The following is an 18,184-nucleotide window of genomic DNA, read 5'->3' as shown; positions in this document are numbered from 1 at the left end:
GATCTTTCCTATGATTGTGTTGAAAACATTTTTATAACAAAGGAAGTGGGACATGTTTATTATTAAGCCTCTCGTTGAACCATTGGAATTGAAACAATATAGGATTTTAAACAGCCGTATGATGTTGGCTCCTAAAGAAAAGCTGCATTATCTAAACCTCGAAAAAGGCTATGAAGGTGAGAAAAATTTCAACGCTTTATTAATTGGTGACTTTCTCTTAATGAACGACATACTTCTTAAAAACAACAACACATTTTTCCAGATTGATACTCTACTATTTTTTCATAACACCATTTACCTTTGCGATGTGAAAAATTATGAAGGTGATTTTTTTATTAAAGAAAATAAATGGTACTCAGTTGCAACTGATAAGGAAATACAAAATCCATTCCCCCAATTATCTAGATGCACATCCTTATTTCGGCGTTATCTTCAGGATTTAGACATTCATCACTTGCCCATCAAAGAATTCCTCATCTTTGTTAACCCCGAATTCACCTTATATGAAGCTCCTCGTCATCAATCTATTGTTCTCCCAACACAGGTCAACCGCTTCATTAATCAACTTCAATCCATGCCAACAAAGTTAAGCAATTATCACTTCCAGTTAGCAGAGCAAATAATGAAGGATCATGTAAAGGTATTTCCACATAAACAACTACCCGATTTTGAATTTGAGCGACTAAAAAAAGGAGTCACTTGTAAGTCATGCTACTCATTTATGGTTGTGGTTGGTTTGGGAAAAAAGGAAATGATGTGTAACGAATGTGGATGCAAAGAGGGGGTTGAAGCCGCAATTATGCGAAGCGTTGAAGACTTTAGAATTCTTTTTCCGGATAATAAAATTACAACAAAAATTGTGCATGAATGGTGTGATTCACAAATTTCTATGAAAGCAATTAGAAGAATTCTAATGAAATTTTTAAAGGTATTTTATCATGGGAGAAGTTCATATTATGTTTATCCATAATTATATAAAAATATATTTGTCGTTATTCATTTCCCCCAACAAAAGAGCTGGATAAAAGCGTTTAATTTGACTGTTACATATATTTTTACGATAAGATCACGATGTTATCATAATCGTGATCCTATTTCTTTTTTCCATGTGCATAGGCATGATGATTCTCTATTCGTGACCTCAATGACTACTTTTACATGATCAAGGGCACGATTACACTCTATTCGTGACCTTACTGCTTACTTTCACATGGCCAAGGGCACGATTACACCCTATTCGTGACCTTACTGCTTACTTTTACATAGGCAAGGGCACGATTACATCCTATTCGTGACCTTACTGCTTACTTTCACATGGACAAGGGCACGATTAGCTTTCTTGAATCCGCACTTCTTCTGTTTTAGGATTGAGGTTATAATATATGGTGACAAAATCGTATTCATTTCAACTTGCTTGCAGTTTCCCGCACACCTCTCCGTATATCCGCAACCAGCACGTCGTCATCAATTCGCATTCCTTTTTGCGAAGCAGCAACAACAATCGCTCCTCCCACACCCTCTTCTGCGGCGAGTGCTCTCTCTTCGCTTGCCGCTATGATTCCTTTGAGGAATGCTTCGTCGGTGATGATCCCATTTACGAATAGGCATAGATTGATATGTCCCTGCTCCTCTCCAGAAGAAACCATTACAAAAATGTGTTGGTATGTGCCGTACTTAATCAGTTCACGACCCTTGGCGGGCATCAAGACCGCTTTATCTAATACAGGAGGCTCTTTGGAAAAATACTTGATGAACTTTGTATGCCAACCAATTCCAGCTCCATGCAAGGATGACGCCATCACTTTTAAAGGCGTCGGCGAAATGAGTTCGGCATAGTCTTCGTTTATTTTCAGCAGAGATTGGTCTATATAAAAATCGTCCATCTCACCATCTTCAGGAATTAAAGCCATTTGCGGTTTCGGCATTTTTGGGTGCGGGTGGAAATCTATGCTTGTTTCGTACACTTCCTGAATTCTCTCTTTCTTCAAAACCTCTTCCACTTCTCCAATAGAACGAATTCTTCCCTTATCTAAGAGAAGAAGTTTATCACAATAAAGACTGGCAAGATTTAAATCATGAAAAATAGAGACTACAGTCAGGCCTTGATCCCGCGTCCACTTTTTCAATAAATCCAATAAATCTTTTTGAAATGATAAATCTAAATGATTGGTCGGCTCGTCCAATAGCAAAATTTTCGGTTGTTGGGCAAGAGCTTGAGCGAGAAAAACTCGTTGCCGTTCTCCACCTGAGAGCTCGTGCAATAATTTATCTTGAAATACTCCAACTCCCGTTAATGCCATTGCTTCGTCAATTATTTTTTCATCAACCTCATCATTGCGGCTCAGCCATCCTCGTTGATGAGCATAGCGTCCTAATGAAACGGTCTCCCGAACTGTATAAGCAAATACTTCCGAAGATACTTGCGGCAATACCGCGGTGATTTTTGCTAATTCTTTAGCCGAGTAGTTTTGAAGAGGTTTAGCATTTATAAAAATTTCCCCTTGATCAGGGGAAAGCAATCCACTAATCATTTTCAATAACGTCGTTTTCCCACTTCCATTCGGTCCAAGAATGCCGAAAAGCTCGCCGGACTCTACCGAAAAAGAAACATCATTCAAGACTGTAAATCCGGGGTAGCCTCCATATAAGCCATTCACTTGAAGCATTTTCTATCCCCTTCTTTCCATACGTCTTTTCACTAAAATCCCTGCAAATGCCGGTGCTCCTATTAAGGCAGTGATGACGCCGATTGGCAGCTCCGCTGGTTGAATGATTGTCCTCGCGACTAAATCTGCCAAAATAAGAAATCCTGCTCCGACGAATATGGACAATGGTAATAAGTGTTTATGATCGGGCCCCGAAAGCATCCTCACGAAATGCGGGATAACGAGTCCAACAAAGCCAATTGTTCCCGACACAGCGACGGCGGCACCCGTAAGTAGTGAGCCGGCAAGTAAAATCGCCAGTTTTCTCCGTTCTACATTCACCCCGAGATACTTTGCCCGATCCTCGCCAAAAGACATCGCATTTAGTTCCCTGACATTCATCATGAGAATAAATCCTCCGATTATAAAGAAAGGCAGAATAATTCGGACGTAACTCCAACCACGCATCGATACGCTTCCAAGCAGCCAGCCGATAATTTGTCTTAATTCTTCTCCAGAAAGAGCGATCATTAAAGAAAGTACTGCTCCAAGAAACGAGCTGAAAATAATTCCCGTTAAAATAATTGTCTCCACTTTCAACGATGGCTCTATTGTTCTTGCAAAAAATAATACGAGGAAAATTGTGATGAAGGATGCCGCTATACTCAATATGGGCAACGTAAATATCCCAGCGAATGGGAGCGATAATTGAAAAAATAGCACAACGACCGCACCAACAGAGGCTCCAGATGAAACTCCTAAAGTATAGGGATCCGCGAGTGGATTTCGAAGCAGTCCTTGGAAAGCCGCTCCTGCCATTGCAAGAGCAGCTCCAACTAGGCCTGCCAATATTACACGTGGAAGGCGGATGTTCATAACAATATTGCTCAAAAGATCCGCCTCATTATTTTGCTGAATTTGAAAAATTTCTCTCCATATAATGGCGGCTATATTTTTAAACGGCACATGTACAGCACCGATGGCGATCCCAAGAAAGATCGCCAATAGTAAAAATCCAACCGCAACTACATATGAAACTAATTTTTTATTTCCCGAAAACATCCGGGTAAATGGCTTTTGCAAGCTCCTCTACTCCTTCAACAATCCGCGGACCTGAACGACTTACAAGATCCTCATTTACTAAATAAACTTGATTTTCTTTTACAGCCGTAATATCTTTCCAAGCCACGCGTGCTTTAATCTCTTCAGCAGCATTTTCAACATATCCGACAGTCGTAATAATCGTATCTGGATTTATTTCAACGACTGCTTCTTCATTAATCGGAACCCAGCCTTCCTGATCACCTACGGCATTTTTAGCATTGATGACTTCAAGCATTTCATTCATAAACGTATTTTTTCCAGTTGTATAAATCTCTGGCGCTGGGGATACCTCAACAAATACCGTTTTTTGATCTGAAATGGATTCAGCCTGTTTTTTAATTTCATCCAATTTCGCTTTCATATCTTGTACAAGTTGATCAGCTTCAGCCGTTTTACCTGTCGCTTTTCCGACCATTTCAATGGATGCATATACAGCATCAAAGCTTTGAGCATCATTTACAACAAGAACGGTCACACCGCTATCTTTCAGCTGCTTGAGGCCCGCTTCCCACATGGTGGCAGTTGATCCGTGTGCAAGAACAAGATCTGGGTTTAGCGAAAGAATTTTTTCCACATTTAATTCCATTCCAGCTACTTTCTCTTTCGCAGCTGCCTCTTCTGGATAATTATCATTTTCTGATACACCGACTAATGCTTCCTCTTCGCCTAAGGCGTAAACAATCTCCGTATTGCTAGGTATCAGTGTTATAATTTTCTCAGGCTTTTTCTCGATCACAACATCAGTATCACTTGCATCTTTAATCGTAACCGGGAATGCTTCTTCCGCCTCATTTGTATTTTCATTTGTTTGTTCTGAAACAGGTTGTTTATTATTGTCTTCATTTTTTGAATTTCCTTCATTACCACACGCTGCTAAAAGGCCAAAAACTAGTAAAAGCGCAGTAATAAAGCCAAATATTTTTTTCATTTATTACGTTCCCCCTTATGTTGTTGTAAGAATGACGGTTTGCTTAAAATTTGTTGTTTTGTAAAACACAATCTAGAAAATTAATCATCTGGATATTCTGAATCCAACGTTAAAATTCACAGCAACAATGCTGCCATAAAATCGAGTAGGAGGGAGTGATTAACCCCCGACCTCTCACACCACCGTACATACCGTTCGGTATACGGCGGTTCAACTAAGATTGGTGACGCAAAGTTTCGTAACGAGATAATAGACTTTTGAGCCCTTGGGAATTCCAGTAGGAGTTTCCAAGGGTTCTGTGTAGTATCGGACTTTTGGAGATTCTCCAATAACTTCTACGTGAGTTTCCCCATTCATAAGCCTTTCCTTTCGGAACGCCAAGTCTAATGAGGTTCCTCACCTTCGTGCTTGGTTTCTTCCAATTCTTCCACATACACATCCGAAGTCTTCTTCTAATCCATGAATCAAACTCCCTGAATACACTTGGCGTATCTGCCAGGGCGAAGTATCCGCACCATCCCATTAGATATTGGTTTAGTTTCTCTATTCGATATTCCATGGGATAAGGTTTCTTTCTTGAGGTAATTTCTCGGATTTTATTCTTCATCCGTTTCACGCTTTCTTTGGCAATCCGAACTTTGGGTTCTTTATGAAAGGTAAAACTGAATCCAAGAAATTTCCTCTTCCAAGGACGGTCTACAGCTGACTTTTTCAAATTAACTTTCAGCTTAAGCTTTCCTTCTATAAACAAGGTGATGGAATCCATCACCCGGTTTCCTGCTTTCATTGTTTTCACATAGATATTAGCATCATCGGCGTATCGTACAAATTTGTGACCTCTTTCCTCTAACTTCTTGTCAAATTCGTCAAGGACAATGTTAGAGAGTAAAGGACTGAGAGGTCCTCCTTGTGGAGTTCCTTCCTCACTGGTTGTCACAATGCCATTTATCATGATTCCCGATTCTAGATATTTACGGATTAACTTAAGCAGGCGTTTATCTTCGATTCGTTTCGCTAGTGTCCCCATTAATTTGTCATGGTTTACTCTGTCGAAGAACTTCTCCAAGTCGATATCAACCACCCAACGATAACCTTCCTGTATATAACCTTTTGCTTTCCTAACCGCATCATGGGCGCTTCGACCTGGTCGAAATCCATAACTATGGTCTGAGAACATCGGGTCATATATAGTCGTTAAAACTTGGGCAATTGCTTGTTGAATGAGACGGTCTGTTACGGTAGGGATACCTAATAATCGCACCCCACCGTCAGGTTTCGGGATTTCGACCCTGCGGACGGGTTGCGGTGTATAGGTACCCTCAAGAAGTTCCATTTTCATGGATTCCCAGTGTTTCTTGATATGCTCTCGTAGGTTTTGTACGGACATCCCATCCACACCATGACTTCCTTTATTTCGTTCCACCCTTTTCAGGGCGGAAAGGAGGTTTTCCCGTGACAGTATTCGTTCCATTAACATTGGTTACGCCTCTTTCCGTGAACAACGATTCCACTTATGCCAGTTCTGCTCCACCATCTTGAAGTCCCCCATGGGATTCACCATATCCTCCTTCAAGCATGCCTTATCGGTTATCTGTGTTCATCGCAGGTTACTGAATGCCAAGATGTTGCTCTCTCTTAATTGTTCAGCCCTTCCCATTCTTCTCGAGTTCGAATGGTACTATGGCCTCTGCTGACTTCTGATTGTTCAGCTATCCATCACTGGATAGGTTACCAAGTGAACTTGGCGTTCCAATCAGACCTCCCCAGGTAAGAACGTAGTCTTTCCCTCCACCTATCTGCTTCATTTACTACATACAACCTTCGGCAGAAAGGGCTTTGTTCTGTACTGCAAACTCACCCAATCGTAAATAGCCTAATATGAAGTTCGTGTTCCTCAGACCGGAGGTTTGCCGCTCGCTTCCTTCAGATTCCACGTCACCGTGGACACCCTTGCGTTAAGCTAACTGCTACTTCTGCCTTCGCAGTTCGGGACTTGCACCCTATAGACTACGCCCATGCTGGGCGCACAATAAAAAACATCCCCTATAATGGAGATGTACGTCAACAATAAAAAAAACTTGCCTCTTCTCCACCTCCCTATCCTCGTAGGTTTATTGGTGCAACGGAATCGGCAGGTCTCCTGGCTTTTGTTCATCGCCGGCTGTTCCTTCCCATGCGTGTGCACAGTGGTATAACAGCAGGCTCCCAATTACAGTGGCGGGACCGCGTTGGATTTGAACCAACTTCCCTTTTCAGCTTCCCTATAAAAGAAGCACCGATATCCAAGCTATGTAATTATTAGATCCTCATTGATTATACATCTTTTTTTCTATTCCTACATCTTTTTTATAAGCTTATGGTCATAATAATTAAGTACAGCACTTGCAATTCTGAATGATGGAGGTTTGGAAATGGGATGGTTCATATGCAGCTTACTCGTAATAGTTTTGCTCATTGTATGGTGCTGCGCCGATTTTCACCTCGGTCTTTACATGCATAAAAAGAGATGGAAAAAACGTTCATATCCAAAGAGAAAGGGCCATCTTCAGCTAATTACAAACGGATCGGATTTATTTGACATCTATTTTAAAGACTTGAGAGAAGCGAAATCGAGCATTCATATTTTATTTTACATCGTAAAAAATGATCGATTTAGCCAAGTTTTTTGGGATGTATTAATGGAAAAGGCTAAGGAAGGTGTAAAAGTCCGCTTGCTCCTCGATTGGCTAGGCAGCCGCCATGTGCCGAAAAAGTGGATTAGAGCCGCACACAATTGTGGAATTGATATTGCCTTTTGTCATGTTCCACGTTTGCCATTTCTTATTTTTACTCTACAACAGAGAAACCATCGAAAAATTACAATTATTGACGATCGTATCGGATATTTAGGCGGCTATAATATAGGCAAGGAATATATTGACTTGGATCCGAAGCTCGCTCCGTGGCGCGATTATCATATTCGTGTGACAGGCGAAGGCATTTCGGATCTGCAAAATGAATTCATGGTCGACTGGGAGCGGGCAAGGAAAAAGAAAGTACCTGTGCATGATGGGCCTTCTGTTGAAAGCGGAGAAATGCTACATCGCTTTTATCCAGCAGAAGGGATTGGCGTAGAATCTCATCTTCTTAAACTGATTGATAGCGCAAAAATCTCAATTTCCATTGGAACTCCTTATTTTATACCGACGGAAGCTATTATGGCTTCCCTTGAAGCAGCCTTGAAAAGAGGCGTATCCATTACTGTTTTAGTTCCTAATACGGCTGACCATGCCATCGTAAAGGAAGCTTCTTTTCGTTATTTACGCAGAGTACTTGCCGGCGGCGGCCAAGTCTATCAATTTGAAAAGGGATTTTTCCATGCAAAAGTGATAATTGTAGATGGAAAAATTTGCGATATTGGGACCGCCAACTTTGACCGTAGAAGCATCTTATTGAACCATGAAATTAATTGTTATATTTATGACAAAACGTTTATTGCGGATGTTGAACAAGCCCTACGAGAAGACATTACTCACTCTCATCTTATGTCTTTAGAGAAGTTGAAAAGTGTTGGTTTCCGCGTTAAATTGAAAGAATGGCTTGGCTGGATCATTAAAGATTTGTTATGAAGAGTGGCTCTTTCTAAAATAGCGCATACCTACACGGGACCAGAAATAGCTCTTGCGGAATGCGTGGATATTAAGCCTTCGGATCACTAACTATCTTATTCCGTCTCCTTTAGGCAACATGATTCGAAAGGCTGTGCCATCCGGAGAGCTCTTCAGCAAAATTAAGTCTCCACCGAGGGCTTGAGCAATCATTTTGCTTAAAGCCAATCCAAGACCTAATCCTCTGATTTTATATTTTTTCTTTTCACCACGGAAGAAGCGTTCAAAAATAAACGGCTGTTCTTTTTCGGGAATTCCGACCCCTGTATCGGATACTTCAATGAAGACATGAGCATGCTCTTCTATCAAAGAGACGTAAATTTCTCCTCTATTTTCCATCGCATGTTTTGCATTGTTCAGCAAATTCGCCATTATTTGTTGAAAACGAAGCGGATCCATCTTTATTTCTACTTGCTTGAAGAGTTTATATAGTGTAACTTCAATTTCTTCCTTTTGAGCAATTTCCCATGCAAAGATTGCATCTTCTACCACTTCATTTATATTAAGAATTTCTTTATTGACAGAGACTGCATTCGTGGCAAATTGATTAAATGCCAGCAAATCTTCTACCATTGTCTTCATTTTTTCCGTTTCGTTTAATGATACATTTATAAACTCTTTAGCCTCGTCTCCCGTTACTACTTCATCTTTCAACGCCTGCAATAAGCCACTTATGGAAGTTACAGGGGTCTTCAATTCATGAGTAACACCAGCCAAAAGCTCTGTTCGTAGAGATTCGAGCCTTTCTAATTTTGCCGTCATTTCTTTAAATGAGTTGATGAGTTCGTAAACCTCTTTTTCTTTACTGTCAGTAGAGAGATTGATCTGGTAGTTTCCTTCTGCTACATGTTTTGCTGCTTCCGCTACATCTGTTATTGGTTTAGATAAACGTGTAGACAGAACAAAGATTGCTGCCCAACCGAGCAATGCGAGACTAATAATCATAATAGCCAGCTGGGTATATTCTTGATTGACATGGGTTAATTTGTCTTTAGAATCCATCATCACTACCCAGCCAATAACTGAATCATCGATTTCAATTGGAGATTTTACAGCATAAAATGTTTGATTATCAATGTTCAATTTCTGAAACGCATCTTCATTCTCCAATACAGAAGGCTGTATTTGCTGTCCTAATGGCCCCTTAGGCCGATTACTTGATATGATTTTACCATCTGCATCAACTATATAAGTGAAAGGATCGATTTCTAATTCGGTTCTCATTTCCCTTTCATTAAAAAAATCAGGTGGGCGTTCACCTTGGTCCAAGTCATTTTTCGCGATAATGTGATCTGCCATATTTTCTGCCAGCAAGGACATTAAATTTAAGCGATTATCCATTGTAGTATGCCGAATCCAAAGGGCTGAAATAATAGCAATAACCGTAAGCCCCATACAAAGAGTTAATAAATACCTACTCGTCCAATATCTCCGTAGTGAAACGCGTCTTCCTTTTTTGATATTATTTTTGATAAACACTTAATTGATACCCCAATCCCCGAAGAGTCTTAATTTCTCCTTCTGAACTTGGCCAATCTTGCAATGACTTTCTTATTCTTTTAATCGCTAAGTCAACGGCACGATCGCTTCCATCATAATCCCAGCCCCAAATATGTTCGATCAATTGCTCTCGTGTGAAGGTTTGATTCGGATATTCTGCTAAAAATAATAGAACGGACAAATCTCTTGGAGTGAGCGTAATATTTTTCCCTTTAACCATTACTTGATGTGCTTTTAAATTTATTTCTAACTGCCCGAACCGTTTAACAGGCTGATCATGGTCAGCCTGAGATCGTCTCAGCACGGCTTTCACACGTGCAACTACCTCATCGGCAATAAATGGCTTCGATATATAATCATCTGCTCCGATATTTAATCCTTCTAAACGGTAATTTACATCTCCTAACGCAGTTATCATAATGACAGGGCAATTGCTCTCATTCCTTATTTCTTTTAAAATCTCCCAACCATCTTTATTTGGCAGCATAACATCGAGTAAAACAAGATCTGGGTAACATTCGTGGAATTTATCCATCGCTTCATCCCCATCAAAAGCTTGAACAACTTCATATCCTACTTTTTGTAAGTAGGCTTTCAATACTTGACTAATCGCATATTCATCTTCCACCACTAAAATTTTCATATATGTTTACTCTCCTAATAAATTGCCAATTTTCTCATTAACATTAACACAGAAATACGTCAGCAAAAAGTCAAAGTGCTAGTTCATGAAAAAGATACGGCACAGTTTTTTTCGCCTTTTTTAAAATTTTTTGTTTGACATACACCTGACATATTTCCCCCATATACTTGGAATTGTTCAACTGAACTAGCCGAAAAAAAGGAGGATCTAACAATGCCAATACAAACCTCTTTCAATCCAAATGGACGCAAGGAGTTAAAACATGCCATTTCCAAGGCAGAATATTATACACTGCGAAAAAAACTTATTCACTTTATGCGCAGTGATCCGAATGCAGGAACAGATGGAAAATATTTAATTCGTTCAACTTACTTTGATAATAAGATTTTGAATGAAAAAAAGGAAGGTTTTTTAAATAGAGATAAATACCGAGTCCGCATATATGGTTTAAGTGATCGTGTGATTAATCTTGAAAGGAAAAGTAAGCGAAACAACTTAACCTTCAAATCAAAGTGCAATATCACTCGGAAAGAGTATGAGAAGATTCGCGTTGGTGATATTCAATGGATGAAAAACGACGAACGCGATCTTATTCGCGATTTGTTTCTCGAAATGAACAATCATCTGATTAAACCGAAAACTGTCGTAGATTACGAACGGGAAGCTTGGGTATACCCATATGGCAATGTCCGAGTTACCTTCGATATGAAGGTACAATCAAGTTTAAATAACACAGATATGTTCAATAAGCATTTGCCTATGGTCGACGTGTTGGAACCAAACCTTGCCATATTAGAAGTTAAATATGATGAATATATCCCTGAAGTCATTAAACTCCTTTTACAATTATCCGACACGAGGCAGGAGGCATACTCAAAGTATCAATTAAGTCGGATGTATGGGTAAAAAAGTAAAATTAATAACTCAATAAAAACATTAAGGAGAAAAAATATGAATACAACTACTTTTTCAGACATTTTTAAATCAAGTTTTTTAGAAAAGACAAGTTCATTTTCATTGACCGATTCCGTGATCAGTATCGGATTCGCATTAATACTCGGATTATTTATTTACATCGTTTATAAAAAAACGTTCAACGGAGTCATTTATTCACATTCCTTTAATATCTCGTTGATTATTTTAACGATGGCTACCTCTCTCGTTATTATGGGGATTAGTCAAAATGTTCTCTTATCCCTTGGTATGGTCGGGGCATTGTCAATCGTTCGTTTTCGTACGCCTATTAAAGATCCAATGGATTTAGTCTATTTATTCTGGTCCCTTATCGTTGGAATTCTTTGTGGTGCCGAGTTCATTATTTTAGCAGTAGTCGGTTCCAGCATCATTGGAGCAGTAATCCTATTATTTGCGAACAAAATAAAAGTAGAAAATCCTTATTTATTAGTCGTGAAATATGATCAAGGAATTACTACGGAGGAAATTGAAAGCCTCATTAAAGATAATACAAAGAAATTTTTACTTAAATCTAAATCAATCATACAGGGCAAGGAAATCGAAGGAACTTATGAAATCAGAGTGCGAGATAATGACTCTAAAATCATAGCTGATATTTCTGAACTAAAAGGGGTACATTCTGCAGTCATGTTAAGTTATGACGGCAATTTTACCGCTTAAACTCTACAAAAGGGTGAAATATATGATTAAGAAAAAAATTAAAAATCTCCTCCCTTTATTGCTATGTTCTACCTTGCTAATCAGTGGCTGTAATAGTAATTCTAATGCAGCCACTACTAAACAGGAGAATATTATTAGTAATCTAGTGACATATAAAAATAGTGATGACTATACAGACTGGCAAGGAGAAGACTTTACTTATATTCATTTAGAAGGTTCAAAGGCAACAGTCGATGGTAATGGTGGAGCCGTTGTAAAAGATGAGCAAATTTTGATTCGCACGAGTGGGACTTATGTTATTAAAGGAACACTTGACGATGGACAAATTGTTGTCGATGCCGAAGACGCTGGAAATGTCCGTTTAATTTTAAATGGTGCAACGATCAATTCATCGACTACTGCGCCAATTTATGTAAAACAAGCAGATAAAACCATTATTTCTCTTGAAGAAAAAACGGAAAATACCCTCTCTGATGCAAACGATTATGTATACGAAAGTGACAATAATGACGAACCATCAGCAGCTATCTATAGTAAGGATGACTTAACCATCAATGGTTCTGGCGCATTGACGGTTAAAGGAAATTACAATGATGGCATAAAAAGTAATGATGATTTAAAAATCACTGGTGGGACGATCCAGGTAACTTCTGTCGATGATGGGATTATTGGGCGCGACTTATTAGCCATAAAAGATGCCACAATTCATGTAACTTCTGGCGGAGATGGATTAAAAGCATCTAATGACGAAAACAAGTCGAAAGGCAATATCGCCCTTGAAAATGGCAAATTTACTATTAAAGCCGATGGTGACGGTGTACAAGCTGAAAACACAGTAGCAGTAGCGGATGGTGATTATACTATCGTTACCGGCGGCGGCAGTCCAGAAACAATCGAAACCCGCGATGAGGGCATGGGCGGAAGACCTCTTGATGGATTCGGCCAAGAAAACATAGGATCTTTTGTAGATAGATTTTTAGAAGGAATTGAGATTTCTGAAGACTTGAAGAAACAATTAGAAGCAGCAAAGAGCATGGAGGAAATTCAAACGATTCTACAAGATCATCCAGACGTTTTGAAGCAAATTCAGGAAAATGGAAGTATGCGTGGTCCTGGTAACACACAAGGTGATGGCGCACCAGCTAAAGACGCGGGGGATGGTTCAAACAACGGAAATAATCAATCACCATTTGATTCTAATAAAACAAACAACGAAACATCTAAAGAGCAAAACACTCCTTCCTCTTCCCAAAAGCTGGCGGATGAAGAAAACGAAGAAGAGAGCATTAGTACAAAAGGGATAAAAGCTGGAACTAATCTTTACGTCAGTGGCGGAACAATAAAGATTGATTCATTGGATGATGCAATTCACAGTAATAAAGATGTAGCCATTTCAGGTGGAACCATCAAGATTTCTACTGGGGATGATGGGATTCATGCTGATGAAGACGTACTCTTAAGTGGTGGAGATGTTTCAATTGAAAAAAGTTATGAAGGAATCGAAGGAGTAAATATAACGGTTGCTGACGGCAAAATCCACGTTGTCTCTGAAGATGATGGTGTAAATGTAAATGGCGGAAGCAGCGACCTTGGAATGCCAGGTAACTTTGGAAATATGCCACCTTCTGACAATGCGCCAACACGAGAAAATCAAGACGCAGCCTCTCCTAATAAAGATACAAGTTCTGCAACGGAAAAAGAGAATAATCAACCAACTGAAGAAGGACAATTACTCATTAATGGAGGTTATTTATATGTCAATGCCAAAGGTGACGGGCTTGATTCAAACACTTCTATAAAAATGACAGGCGGTACTGTTCTTGTGTATGGACCGACAAATGATGGCAATGGATCTCTTGATTACGATGAGACATTTATTATAGAAGGTGGAATTCTCGTTGCTTCCGGCAGCAGTGGCATGGCACAAGGAATTTCTGAAAACTCTAGTCAACATACCATCATGATGACCTATTCCGAATTCCAAGAAGCAAATACAAACGTGTTTGTAACAGACGAAAAAGGTCAACAAATTATTGCTGTCGCTCCAGAGAAACAATTCCAAACGCTTGTGATCAGTACACCTGACTTAAAACAGAACGAAAGCTATACATTCCAATCAGGCGGCATCTTAACAGGTGACCATGTCGATGGTTTGTATCAAAATGCAAACTATGAAGAAGGCAATGTATCTGTTACATTAACATTATCAAACGTTATGACTTACCTGAATGAGGATGGTGTAACAGAAGGAAATGCAAACAACGGAATGAACGGAACACCTTTTGGGCGTGGTGGTTTTGGTGATCAAAATCCATTCGGAACTGAACAAAATGATGGTCGAACATCTGAAAAACAGGAAAATAACAATTAACATATAATGAACAAAAAGCCAATCCCTTCAAAATCCCAGGTTTGGCTTTTTGTATAGGCAATACTTATTCATATAGGGACGAACTCTGTCTTCTTACATTTTCTCAGGTGCGGATACACCGACTAAGGCGAGAGCATTTTTCAATGTAATCTGTACCGCTTTTACTAAAGCTAGACGAGCTTTTGTTTCTTCCACATTTTCCTCATTCAACACTTTCTCTGCATTGTAAAAACTATGGAAGGAAGAAGCAAGCTCATAAACATAATGAGTAATTCGATGCGGAATTCGCTTTTCAGCGGCATCTGCAATAATTTGCGGGAATTCACCGAGTTTTTTCAATAAGTCTACGGATTTTTCACTCATCAATACAGATAGATCTGCGTTCAAGTCTACGGAAAATCCTTTTTCCTCTGCCGAACGGAGAATGCTCCAAATTCGCGCATGTGCGTATTGAGAATAATAAACAGGGTTTTCATTGGATTCGGAAACAGCCAAATCTAAGTCAAAGTCCATATGGGTATCTGAACTTCTCATCGCAAAGAAATAGCGCACAGCATCTAGCCCAACTTCTTCAATCAATTCACGCATCGTGACAGCCTTCCCTGTACGCTTGCTCATTTTCATTTTTTCTCCATCTTTATACAAATGAACAAGCTGGATGACTTCAACTTCGAGACGGTCGCGTTCGTACCCTAATGCCTGAATCGCTGCCTTCATACGAGGAATATATCCATGGTGATCTGCTCCCCAAATATTGATGAGCTTATCAAAACCTCGATCCAGCTTATCCAAATGATACGCAATATCTGGCGTTAAATATGTGTAGGTTCCGTCATTTTTAATAAGAACGCGATCTTTATCATCGCCAAACTCTGTTGATCTAAACCATGTAGCCCCATCCTGCTCGTAAATATGGCCTCTTTCACGAAGTTGATTTAGAGCTGGCTGAATTTTGTTGTTTTCATATAATGATGTTTCTGAATACCACACGTCGAAACGCACTCGGAAGTTTTCTAAATCCCGTTTTAATTTTTCCAGTTCATATTCTAATCCATATTTACGGAAAAAATCGGAGCGAGTTTGTTCGTCTACATTGATATATTTATCTCCGAATTCTTCGGCAAGTTTTTGACCGATGCCAATGATATCCTGTCCATGATAGCCATCTTCCGGCATATCTTTTTCAAGCCCCAGCGCTTGGAAATAACGCGCCTCTACTGACAAAGCTAAATTATGAATCTGGTTTCCAGCATCATTAATATAAAATTCCCGCGATACATGATATCCTGCTTTATCGAGGATATTGCAAAGGGAATCGCCGACTGCGGCTCCACGAGCATGTCCAAGATGAAGATCACCGGTAGGATTTGCCGATACAAACTCGACTTGGACTTTTTCACCTTTCCCAGCATTTGAGCGGCCATAGTCTACAGCTTGGTCAAGAATCGTATGGATAATATCTGTTAAATAGCTATTATCCATGTAAAAGTTAATAAAGCCTGGCCCAGCGATTTCAATTTTTTCAATCGATGCTTTCGAAAGATCGAAATGTGTTTGAATTTGCTCAGCTATTACGCGCGGTGCTTTTTTGGCAATACGAGCAAGCTGCATCGCCATGTTGGTAGAATAGTCACCATGTGTTTTATCTTTCGGTGTTTCGAGGATGACTTCGGGAATCTGTTCCTCTGTCGCAAGCTCCGCTTTCAATACTGCTGCCTTAATTTCCGCCTTTACGTTCTCTTGAATTTGTTCAACAATGTTCATAATTACAGCTTATCCTCCTTATATTCTAGATCCATTTCGTAATATCCAGCGAGCGTGCCTTGCATGGATAAATCATAGGCAAGACTTAATTTCCCATCTTCGTGATTCAGCTTTTTTGTATCCGTCATTAAAAAGAGACTTCCTAATGTGCTTTCATGTGTTCCTTGCCTTTGCTCCGATAAACTAAAAGCCAAGCGCATTTTAATAAGCCCGCTTCGCATAATGACAGCTTCATCTTGTAAAACCTTCACAACTGTATGGATTGTTCCTTCTTCTTGAACTTCATCATATTTCAAATATATTGTATTCCCTTTCTGATAACGAGTACCAAAAACGGTCAATTCGTATGTCTCAATGTCATCGTCGATCCTCACTCTTGTCGTGAGTTGGATTTTGACTGAGGTTTGTGTATCCACGGTCAAAAAACCACCTTTATCTTTAGTTTAACCTATTTATTATAGGAAACTTTCACGCGGAAGTCTATTTTGCTCGTTGATTTTCCCAATAAAATGTATAATCCCCTTTATTAACCATATACAAATCCGCTATAATGAAAGCGACAAAATTCGATAATAGGAGACATATATGTTTTTAGAAATGGCAATAAATTTTTGTATTTTATTCACTTTTAGTGTTCTCTCTTACTGGCCCTTCCAAAGTCGAGTCCGTTTTCACTTTCCTTTCCCTGCCTTACATCCATTATTAATCGGACTTATAAGTGCAGTAGCTGGTCTTGTATTAATGCATACCGCCATTGCGGTTTCAGATTCTATTATTGTTGATGCTCGCATCGTCGTTATTGTCCTATCGGGAATATTTGGCGGTCCGATCGCGCCATTAGTTAGTGGACTAATTATTGGGGGAGTAAGAATTTTTATAACGGGCGTCACTTTTGATTCCATTATCGCTGGGACGCTAACGATCTTCGGCGGCTTAGTTATTTCGTATTTCACAAAAAGAAAAGGCATGACCTTTCGAAATGCTCGTTATTATTTTTACTACTATGCTGTTCAAACATCACTTACTTTAGCTTTCCTTATGAATTTTTCATGGGAATCAGCTACACAAGTTCTTTACTTCATGGCTTTTTCATTTTTATCATTCTTTACCGTCCTATTTATTTTGCGCGAAATGGATATTCATTTTAAAAAGGTGAGTATGGCGGAAAAGTTGGCGGAAACAGACTTTTTAACAGGACTTTATAATAATAGAATGTTTCAGAAAATCACTGAAACGATAACAGCGGAAAAGAATACTCCTTTTTCGCTCCTCCTTCTTGATATCGATCATTTTAAAAAAGTAAATGATACATATGGGCATCCAGTTGGCGATGAAGTACTTCGTGAACTTGCTTCAAGATTGAGAAGAGCGTCACACAGTTATGAGGGAATCGTAACAAGAAATGGTGGAGAGGAATTTACAGTCATTGTCCCAAATGCTGAAAAAGAAATTGGAATGGAAGTGGCTGAAATAATACGTTCAGCTGTGGAAAGCACCTCTTTTAAGATGACCGATGGACTACAGCTAGATATTACCGTTTCGGTTGGTGTTAGTACATTTCCCCATAATGGGAATGAGATACAAAAACTTTTCAACCAGTCTGATATCGCCTTATATCATGCAAAAGACACCGGCCGGAATAAAGTGGTGCATATTGATGAAATAGTTAAAACTACCCTGAAATCAGTTTATAACTAATTAGGGTAGCCTTTTTCTTTTAATATGTTAATTTCAAGGTATTTTGATAATAAACGGATAAATTCCGTTTAAGATAAGAAATGCCCATATTTCCTAAAAAATAAAGGAAGTTTTTCCGTTTATATCATCCAAATCTTTGGATTTTGCCTTATTTAGAGCAGTTAATCGGAATATCTCCGTTTATATCTGCTTCTTAAGCTAGTTTATATACATTAGACGGAAATTTTCCGCCTATTGATTCTCATACCT

At 39.2% G+C, this 18,184-nt stretch carries 14 protein-coding genes and 1 riboswitch; of the genes, 6 read left to right on the top strand and 8 right to left on the bottom strand.

Annotated features, from left to right (window positions below):
• Positions 1-82 precede the first annotated feature (82 nt).
• Positions 83-970, top strand: a complete 888-nt coding sequence (locus KHA96_RS11150) for a nuclease-related domain-containing protein (RefSeq protein ID WP_213129362.1) — start codon at positions 83-85, stop codon at positions 968-970.
• A gap of 430 nt (positions 971-1,400) precedes the next feature.
• On the opposite strand, the gene KHA96_RS11145 is transcribed toward KHA96_RS11150, so the two are convergent.
• From KHA96_RS11145 to ltrA, 4 genes are all read right to left on the bottom strand, one after another.
• Complete coding sequence (locus tag KHA96_RS11145; protein WP_213129361.1) at positions 1,401-2,666, bottom strand: ABC transporter ATP-binding protein; 1,266 nt, start codon at positions 2,664-2,666, stop codon at positions 1,401-1,403.
• A gap of 3 nt (positions 2,667-2,669) precedes the next feature.
• On the bottom strand, positions 2,670-3,707 hold the full coding sequence (locus KHA96_RS11140) for a FecCD family ABC transporter permease (RefSeq protein ID WP_481748238.1): 1,038 nt from the start codon (positions 3,705-3,707) through the stop codon (positions 2,670-2,672).
• Positions 3,691-4,677 carry an ABC transporter substrate-binding protein gene (locus tag KHA96_RS11135; RefSeq protein ID WP_213129359.1) on the bottom strand — a complete coding sequence of 329 codons (987 nt, stop codon included), beginning with the start codon at positions 4,675-4,677 and terminating at the stop codon, positions 3,691-3,693. The genes KHA96_RS11140 and KHA96_RS11135 overlap by 17 nt, the downstream gene beginning before the upstream one ends.
• Before the next feature lie 214 nt (positions 4,678-4,891).
• Positions 4,892-6,154, bottom strand: coding sequence for a group II intron reverse transcriptase/maturase (ltrA, locus tag KHA96_RS11130; RefSeq protein WP_213127439.1), 1,263 nt, complete (start codon positions 6,152-6,154; stop codon positions 4,892-4,894).
• Positions 6,155-6,790: 636 nt separating this feature from the next.
• Positions 6,791-6,972: riboswitch (cobalamin riboswitch) on the bottom strand.
• A 116-nt stretch (positions 6,973-7,088) separates the two neighbouring features.
• On the opposite strand from ltrA, the gene cls reads away from it, so the two are divergent.
• Entirely contained in the window at positions 7,089-8,285 is a 1,197-nt protein-coding gene (gene cls / locus KHA96_RS11125) for a cardiolipin synthase (RefSeq protein ID WP_213129358.1), read from the top strand.
• Positions 8,286-8,375: 90 nt separating this feature from the next.
• Here cls and KHA96_RS11120 read toward each other — a convergent pair whose 3' ends face one another.
• Positions 8,376-9,803: a HAMP domain-containing sensor histidine kinase gene (locus tag KHA96_RS11120; protein ID WP_349305733.1), complete on the bottom strand. Its 1,428-nt coding sequence runs from the start codon at positions 9,801-9,803 to the stop codon at positions 8,376-8,378.
• Positions 9,787-10,467, bottom strand: coding sequence for a response regulator transcription factor (locus KHA96_RS11115; protein WP_213129357.1), 681 nt, complete (start codon positions 10,465-10,467; stop codon positions 9,787-9,789). Before KHA96_RS11115 ends, KHA96_RS11120 begins: the two co-directional genes overlap by 17 nt.
• Positions 10,468-10,680: 213 nt before the next feature.
• Here KHA96_RS11115 and KHA96_RS11110 point away from each other — a divergent pair, with 213 nt between their 5' ends.
• From KHA96_RS11110 to KHA96_RS11100, 3 genes are read left to right on the top strand one after another with little or no spacing between them, the layout of a single operon-like run.
• Positions 10,681-11,373 (top strand): polyphosphate polymerase domain-containing protein, encoded by a 693-nt coding sequence (locus KHA96_RS11110; RefSeq protein ID WP_213129356.1) that lies wholly within the window; start codon positions 10,681-10,683, stop codon positions 11,371-11,373.
• 45 nt (positions 11,374-11,418) lie between these two features.
• Positions 11,419-12,102, top strand: coding sequence for a DUF4956 domain-containing protein (locus KHA96_RS11105; protein ID WP_213129355.1), 684 nt, complete (start codon positions 11,419-11,421; stop codon positions 12,100-12,102).
• Between the two features lie 22 nt (positions 12,103-12,124).
• Positions 12,125-14,473, top strand: a complete 2,349-nt coding sequence (locus KHA96_RS11100) for a carbohydrate-binding domain-containing protein (protein ID WP_213129354.1) — start codon at positions 12,125-12,127, stop codon at positions 14,471-14,473.
• 93 nt (positions 14,474-14,566) lie between these two features.
• Here the strand turns inward: KHA96_RS11100 and argS are convergent, their stop codons facing one another.
• On the bottom strand, positions 14,567-16,237 hold the full coding sequence (gene argS, locus KHA96_RS11095) for an arginine--tRNA ligase (RefSeq protein WP_213129353.1): 1,671 nt from the start codon (positions 16,235-16,237) through the stop codon (positions 14,567-14,569).
• A gap of 2 nt (positions 16,238-16,239) precedes the next feature.
• On the bottom strand, positions 16,240-16,653 hold the full coding sequence (locus KHA96_RS11090; RefSeq protein ID WP_349305732.1) for a YwiB family protein: 414 nt from the start codon (positions 16,651-16,653) through the stop codon (positions 16,240-16,242).
• Positions 16,654-16,822: 169 nt separating this feature from the next.
• Between KHA96_RS11090 and KHA96_RS11085 the strand changes: the two genes are divergently transcribed.
• Positions 16,823-17,935 carry a GGDEF domain-containing protein gene (locus KHA96_RS11085; protein ID WP_213129351.1) on the top strand — a complete coding sequence of 371 codons (1,113 nt, stop codon included), beginning with the start codon at positions 16,823-16,825 and terminating at the stop codon, positions 17,933-17,935.
• Positions 17,936-18,184: the final 249 nt, after the last annotated feature.

The organism is Bacillus sp. FJAT-49711 (assembly GCF_018343715.1).
Classification (GTDB): Bacteria; Bacillota; Bacilli; order Bacillales; family Bacillaceae_C; genus Lederbergia.
Note: the sequence above shows the minus strand (reverse complement) of the source record. Positions and strands in the feature narration are given on the sequence as shown.

What these genes read in the sequence shown, in the direction of transcription:
- KHA96_RS11100 (WP_213129354.1), top strand. Translation starts at nt 12,125, where the DNA reads ATGATTAAGAAAAAAATTAAAAATCTCCTCCCTTTATTGCTATGTTCT.
- KHA96_RS11140 (WP_481748238.1), bottom strand. Translation starts at nt 3,707, where the DNA reads ATGTTTTCGGGAAATAAAAAATTAGTTTCATATGTAGTTGCGGTTGGA.
- argS (WP_213129353.1), bottom strand. Translation starts at nt 16,237, where the DNA reads ATGAACATTGTTGAACAAATTCAAGAGAACGTAAAGGCGGAAATTAAG.
- KHA96_RS11110 (WP_213129356.1), top strand. Translation starts at nt 10,681, where the DNA reads ATGCCAATACAAACCTCTTTCAATCCAAATGGACGCAAGGAGTTAAAA.
- ltrA (WP_213127439.1), bottom strand. Translation starts at nt 6,154, where the DNA reads ATGTTAATGGAACGAATACTGTCACGGGAAAACCTCCTTTCCGCCCTG.
- KHA96_RS11105 (WP_213129355.1), top strand. Translation starts at nt 11,419, where the DNA reads ATGAATACAACTACTTTTTCAGACATTTTTAAATCAAGTTTTTTAGAA.
- KHA96_RS11145 (WP_213129361.1), bottom strand. Translation starts at nt 2,666, where the DNA reads ATGCTTCAAGTGAATGGCTTATATGGAGGCTACCCCGGATTTACAGTC.
- KHA96_RS11135 (WP_213129359.1), bottom strand. Translation starts at nt 4,677, where the DNA reads ATGAAAAAAATATTTGGCTTTATTACTGCGCTTTTACTAGTTTTTGGC.
- cls (WP_213129358.1), top strand. Translation starts at nt 7,089, where the DNA reads ATGGGATGGTTCATATGCAGCTTACTCGTAATAGTTTTGCTCATTGTA.
- KHA96_RS11115 (WP_213129357.1), bottom strand. Translation starts at nt 10,467, where the DNA reads ATGAAAATTTTAGTGGTGGAAGATGAATATGCGATTAGTCAAGTATTG.
- KHA96_RS11085 (WP_213129351.1), top strand. Translation starts at nt 16,823, where the DNA reads ATGTTTTTAGAAATGGCAATAAATTTTTGTATTTTATTCACTTTTAGT.